At 60.6% G+C, this 556-nt stretch carries 1 protein-coding gene; it reads left to right on the forward strand.

The annotated features are described in order from the left end of the window. The coding region (locus tag GHO03_RS24710) for a lysophospholipid acyltransferase (RefSeq protein ID WP_153400704.1) at window positions 1-556 on the forward strand (556 nt) is incomplete at both ends.

Here is a 556-nt window from a genome sequence, read left to right on the forward strand (position 1 = left end):
AAAGCCTCAAAGACATCGGCAAAAGCCTGACCGAGAGCGCTTGCGCGTGGATCTGGCCCGCCCAGCGCTCCATTGACCTGGTGCGCGAAGTCGAAGGCCTGGACGTGCTCAAAGACGCCCTCGCTTCCGGCAAAGGCGTGGTCGGCATCACCAGCCACCTGGGGAACTGGGAAGTGCTTAACCACTTCTATTGCAGCCAGTGCAAACCGATCATTTTCTACCGCCCGCCCAAGCTCAAGGCCGTTGACGAACTGCTGCGCAAACAGCGCGTACAGCTGGGCAACCGCGTGGCCGCGTCGACCAAAGAGGGCATCTTGAGTGTCATCAAAGAGGTGCGCAAAGGCGGTCAGGTCGGCATTCCGGCAGACCCGGAGCCGGCAGAATCAGCGGGTATTTTTGTACCGTTCCTCGGCACCACGGCCCTGACCAGCAAGTTTGTGCCCAACATGCTGGCGGGTGGCAAAGCGGTGGGTGTGTTCCTGCACGCGGTGCGTTTACCGGACGGTTCGGGGTTCAAAGTGATATTGGAAGCGGCGCCCGAAGCCATGTACAGCAC

Source organism: Pseudomonas sp. FSL R10-1339, assembly GCF_009600545.1.
In the GTDB taxonomy this organism is placed as follows: domain Bacteria; phylum Pseudomonadota; class Gammaproteobacteria; order Pseudomonadales; family Pseudomonadaceae; genus Aquipseudomonas; species Aquipseudomonas bubulae.